The sequence below is a fragment of the Actinospica sp. genome (assembly GCF_035552695.1).
GTDB lineage: Bacteria > Actinomycetota > Actinomycetes > Streptomycetales > Catenulisporaceae > Actinospica.
Window position 1 is genome coordinate 1 of sequence record NZ_DASZKT010000045.1, and the last position, 4,537, is coordinate 4,537.

Sequence of the window (4,537 nt, forward strand, 5' to 3'; positions counted from 1 at the left end):
GGGGCGGCTGCGCATCGAGTCGGTCCAGAACGCGATCGCCCAGGCCCAGGCCGCGGCGGCGTCGCTGCTCGGCCGCCCGGCGGCGACCCGGGCGGTGCCCTGGTTCTGGTCCGACCAGGCCGACCTCAAGCTGCAGATCGCGGGGCTGTCCCACGGCTACGATCAGGTCGTGGTGCGCGGGGCACCACTCAGCGAGCGGTTCTCCGTGCTTTACTACGCCGCCGACAAGCTGATCGCGGTCGATGCCATCAACGCGCCGCGCGACTACATGGTGGCCCGCAAGGTACTCGGTGAGGGCGGCACGCTCCCCGCCGGCCGGGTGGCCGACGCGAGCGTGCCGCTCAAGGAACTGGTCTCTCCCGTGGTGTGATGCCCGTGGTGTGGTGCCCTTCGTCAGATGACGAACGCCTCGAGCGCCTCGGGCGCGAACAACTGCTCGGGCGTGCGCAGCGTCCGCGACAGCCCCTGCTCGTGGTGGTAGCGCAGGAACGTCGCCAGCACGTTGCGGTCGGCCTGGCCGAGCCCGTAGGACCAGTAGTCCTCGCCAAGGAGCCGCCGCGCGTCTTCCAGGTGCTGGTTCAGCCAGGGTTCCATGAACCGCAGCGCGGAGGCGTCGTAGATGCGGGCGTACGCCTGCTTCTTGGCCTCGGTCAGGGCCTTGGTCAGGGACTGCGCGACCCAGCGGTGCCGCTCGTAGACTTCCCGCCTGAGCACGACGACGTGCATGATCGGGAAGATCCCGGTCGAGGCGTAGTAGGCCTTCTCCGCGGCGACGGTGTCGGGGAACAGCCGGTCGACGCGGCCGTCACCGCGGACGAAGGAGCTGGGGATGCGCGGTGAGTACAGCGCGTCGATCTCGGCGGCGGCGAGCATCGCCGACAGCGTCTGGCCGGACCCGATGGGACGGACGTCGAAGGGCACGTCCACCGTGCCCTTCTCGACCCGCCCGGGCGTCTCCTGGCCGCCGGTGACGTAGCGGGCCGAGGCGAGCGGCACGTCATGCTCGTCGGCGAGGATGCCGCGGATCCATACGCAGGCGGTGAGCTGGTACTCGGGGCTGCCGACGACCTTGCCCCGCAGCTCGGCGGGCTTGCCGATGCTGGCGGAGGTGTTAACGAAGATGCCGCCGTGGCGGAACATCCGCGAGGTGTAGACGGGCAAGGCGACGAACGGCGGCTCGGTGCCGTCTTCGATCGCGTTGAGCGTGGCGACATAGGTGGACAGCGACATCTCCGCCACGTCGAACTCACGGTGGCGCAGCATGCGGAAGAACGTCTCCTCCACCGGCAGGCGCAGGTACGTCAGGTCAACGCCGTCGACCTGGACGCTGCCGTCCTCGATGGCCCGGGTCCGGTCGTAGTCGCCGCAAGCGAAGGTGAGGTGAATGCGAGCCATCAGGCCACCGCCCCGCCGGGCTGGCCGATCAGCTCGGGCATCAGCGAGATGTGGATGGCGTCCTCGTCGGTCTCGCCGGCGAGCACCCGGATCGCATGGTCCACCTGGTCGATTCCGTAGCGGTGGGTCGCGAGCCGCTCCAGCGGGAACCGGCCGGCCGCGAGCTGTTCGAGTGCGAGCTCGCAGGCCTTGTAGGAGTGCCCGCGAGCGCTCTTGATGGTGATCGCCTTCTCCGTCAGCTTCTTGACCGGGAAGTCGGGGAACGCGGCGAGCTCACCCTGGATAACGAGCGTGCCCTCGCGCCGCTTGAGCGCGTCGATGCCGAGCAGCACCGGCGCGGTGCCGGCGCGTGAGGTGCAGTCGAGCACGAAGTCGACGCCGCGGCCGGCCGTCAGGTCGAGGACCTTCTCCAGGGGGTCCTCCTGCCGGATGTCGATTACGTGGTCGGCGCCGAGCTCCCTGGCCAGGTCGAGCCGGGGCTTGTCGCGCGTCGTGCCGGTGACGATGATCAGCGACGCGCCGGCCTGCTTGCAGGCCACGACCTGGGAGAGCCCCTGCTGTCCAGGCCCCTGGATGAGGACCGTGTCGCTGTAACCGACGCCGGCGGCGCGCAGCGCCCACTCGATGCCGTTGGACAGCGGCGTGACCAGGCCGGCGAGCTCGGGGGTGACCGTGTCCGGCACGCGGTGCAGCACTGTGTTCCACGGCAGGTACATGTACTGGCTGAAGCCGCCCCACAGGCGGCCGGGATTGTCGGCCGAGGTGTAGCCGAACCGGCGGCTGTCAGGATTGGTGCGCCAGTCGGTCGCCACGCAGTGACGGTACTCGCCGATCCGGCACCATTCGCAGTTGAAGCACCCGACGTAGTGCTCGACGAAGACGCGGTCACCCTCGGCGAGGCCGTGCCGCTCCTTGAACCGGTCGCCCGCGCGGGCGATGACGCCGACGTTCTCGTGGCCCATGATCACCGGCCCGCTTATCATGGCGGGCGGGCTAGCGTACAGCTTCACGTCGGTGCCGCAGATGCCGGCGACTTCCACCCGCAGCAGCGCGGAGTCGGCATCGATCTCCGGCAGGTCGAACTCGCGTAGCTCGGTGGTGGCGGGGGCCACCCGCACAGCCGCCTGAACCTTCTGGATCATCAACTGGCTCCCTCGCGTGAGGCCACGGGCGGCCGTTGGCAAAATGGTTAGGCCAATATACCATGTGGTGATCTCATGCCGCTAGCGCCACGAACCGCACGGAGAAACCATGGCAGAACGCCTGACCGCTGTCACTCGCACGCAGGGCAACAACCGCGCACTCAAGGACGGGACCGTCGTGCCGGCGGGTTTTCCCCTCGCCTTCGAGGAGGTGCCCGTGCTCGTGGACGCCTTCCGCCGCATGGTGCGCGAACTGGCGTACGACGTGTCCGAGATGGCCCTGACGACCTACCTCATCGCCCGTGAGCACGGCGTCCGGTTCACCGCGCTTCCGGTGTTCCTGGTGCGCGGGTTCCACCACGGCGCGATCCAGGTCCGAAGCGACGGTGTGATCACGGAACCGGCCAAGCTCGCCGGCCGCCGGGTGGGCGTCAGCCGCGGTTACACGGTGACGACCGGCGTGTGGGCCCGCGCGAACATGGCTACCGGGTACGGACTCGACCTGGACCGGGTCACGTGGGTGCTGTCGGGTGACGAGCACGTGGCGGCGTACGTGCCGCCGCCCAACGTGGTGCCGGCCGGGCCCGGCAAGAAGCTCGGGCAGATGCTGCTTGACGGCGAGGTCGACGCCGTGATCGGCGCGGCCCTCGACTCGCCGGACGTCGTGCCGCTCATCCCCGATGCCGAGGCCGCCGCGGTCGCCGCGCTCCGCGACCAGGGGCTCTACCCCATCAACCACCTCGTCGTGGTCAAGGACCAGGTCCTCGAGCGCCACCCGGAGGCGGCCGTCGCCATCTTCGAGGCGTTCGCCGAGTCGAAGCGGCCCTACGTCGCCGGCCTGCGGTCGGGAGCCGTCGCCGCGCCGGACGCCGCCGACCGGCTGCATGCCCGGGTCATGGAGGTGACCGGCTGGTCCGACCCGCTGCCGTACGGCGTCGAGGCGAACCGCCACGTGCTGGACGGCCTCATCGCCCAGGCGCGCGACCAGCACATCCTCAGGACCGCGGTTGACGTCGACGCCATGTTCGCGCCGTCCGTCCGGAAGCTGGCCGGCTGATGCGCGTCGCACTGGCAGCCGATCACAACGGAGTCCTGCTCAAGAGCCGGCTGGCCGGCTGGCTGACCGGCCGCGGCCACACCGTCACCGATGCGGGCGGCCACGACCCCGAGGAAGTCGCCGACTACCCGCCGCTGTGCGCGGCCGTGTCCCGGATGGTCGCCTCGGGGACGGCCGACCTCGCCATCGTCATCGGCGGCAGCGGGCAGGGCGAGGTCATCGCCTGCAACAAGGTGCGCGGCGTGCGGGCGGGACTGGCCTACAGTCCGTTCGCCGTGCGGATCTCGCGCGGCAACAACGACGCCAACGTCATGGTCATCGGCACCAAGGTCGTCTCCGGCTCCGACGCGATCGCGCTCGTCGAGCTGTGGCTTGACACCCCGTTCAACGGGGGACGCCACCAGGACCGCGTCGACCAGATCACGGCCCTGGAGGCGGATCGCTGAGGGCAAGCACGGGTGCCATGACCGGCGTCGCGGTCGGCATCGGGAGCTGGGCCGCTTCCTCCAGCGGCAGCCCGGTCACCAGGTGGACCAGGACCCGGAGCGCGTTGCCGTGCGACACGACGACGATGGTGCGCCCGCGCGCCAGCTCCGGTTGCAGCACCTCGCGTCAGTAGGGCGCCATCCGCTGGGCGACGTCCCCCAGGCTCTCCGTGGCGATCAGCGGTGCGCGCGGATCATGGGCGTACCGGGGATCGGCGAGCTGCCGCGCCAGCTGCTCCGCGCTCGCCGGCGGCGGCGCGATGCCGGTCGACCGGCGCCAGGCCTCTACCTCCGCGGTGCCGTAGCGGCGCCGCGCGCCGTCCTTGTCCAGTCCCTGAAGGGCGCCGTAGTGACGTTCGTTCAGCCGCCAGTCGGGGCGCAGTGGTGCGTCCCAGCCGGCGACGGCGGACATCAGGCGCGCGGTCCTGACGGCGCGGTCGAGCACCGAGGTGTGCACG

General features: G+C 70.6%; 5 protein-coding genes and 1 pseudogene. 3 read left to right on the plus strand and 3 right to left on the minus strand.

Annotated features, from left to right (window positions below):
- On the plus strand, positions 1 to 370 hold a 370-nt coding region (locus VG296_RS07730; RefSeq protein ID WP_325564583.1), incomplete at its 5' end, for an oxidoreductase C-terminal domain-containing protein.
- Between the two features lie 23 nt (positions 371 to 393).
- Here VG296_RS07730 and VG296_RS07735 read toward each other — a convergent pair.
- Both VG296_RS07735 and VG296_RS07740 read right to left on the minus strand, forming a co-directional pair.
- The gene (locus VG296_RS07735; RefSeq protein WP_325564585.1) at positions 394 to 1,395 is read right to left on the minus strand and encodes a hypothetical protein; all 1,002 of its coding nucleotides are present in this window, start codon (positions 1,393 to 1,395) and stop codon (positions 394 to 396) included.
- Positions 1,395 to 2,537 (minus strand): zinc-binding dehydrogenase, encoded by a 1,143-nt coding sequence (locus VG296_RS07740; protein ID WP_325564587.1) that lies wholly within the window; start codon positions 2,535 to 2,537, stop codon positions 1,395 to 1,397. The genes VG296_RS07735 and VG296_RS07740 overlap by 1 nt, the downstream gene beginning before the upstream one ends.
- 109 nt (positions 2,538 to 2,646) lie before the next feature.
- Between VG296_RS07740 and VG296_RS07745 the strand changes: the two genes are divergently transcribed.
- Positions 2,647 to 3,594 carry a hypothetical protein gene (locus VG296_RS07745; RefSeq protein WP_325564589.1) on the plus strand — a complete coding sequence of 316 codons (948 nt, stop codon included), beginning with the start codon at positions 2,647 to 2,649 and terminating at the stop codon, positions 3,592 to 3,594.
- Positions 3,594 to 4,040: an RpiB/LacA/LacB family sugar-phosphate isomerase gene (locus VG296_RS07750; RefSeq protein WP_325564590.1), complete on the plus strand. Its 447-nt coding sequence runs from the start codon at positions 3,594 to 3,596 to the stop codon at positions 4,038 to 4,040. Before VG296_RS07745 ends, VG296_RS07750 begins: the two co-directional genes overlap by 1 nt.
- Here VG296_RS07750 and VG296_RS07755 read toward each other — a convergent pair.
- A pseudogene (locus tag VG296_RS07755) lies at positions 4,015 to 4,491 on the minus strand (2,3-bisphosphoglycerate-dependent phosphoglycerate mutase). The gene VG296_RS07750 and the pseudogene VG296_RS07755 sit on opposite strands and share 26 nt — an antisense overlap.
- Positions 4,492 to 4,537 lie beyond the last annotated feature (46 nt).